This is a genomic window from Arthrobacter sp. 01L42, assembly GCF_056400005.1.
This window is the reverse complement of record NZ_JBFTSL010000062.1, coordinates 1-364: the sequence shown is the minus strand read 5'-3', so window position 1 is coordinate 364 and position 364 is coordinate 1. Positions and strand designations below refer to the sequence as shown.

Genomic DNA, 364 nt, shown 5'->3' with positions numbered 1-364 from the left:
CACCCACGCCCGCGGCGATGGAGTTGATGCCCTGCGCGCCGTCGTTGTTGACGTTGGCTCCCGCCACCCCGTTGTCGTTCACGCTGTAGTACTTGGTCTTGTTGGCCGCCACCGTGTCGCCCAGCTGGGTCACGTTCACCGCATCGGTGGGCGCCACGCCGGGTGCCACGTTGGTGATGACCGTGTTGCCGGCGTTGATGCCGGTGTTCGTCACGCTCGGTCCGCCCGTGATCGTGAGGCCGTTGTTGTTCAGCACTGTGCCGCCCGTGGTCACGCTGGTGAAGCTGGGCGTGGCGCTGGTGGCGATCTGCACCTCCGCACCGTTCTGCGTGATGGCGATGTTGTTGCCCGCCGTGTAGGTGGC

General features: G+C 66.5%; 1 pseudogene. It reads right to left on the bottom strand.

Going from position 1 to position 364, the window contains the following annotated elements:
- A pseudogene (locus AC1DN2_RS21380) lies at positions 1 to 364 on the bottom strand (hypothetical protein); the annotation flags it as partial.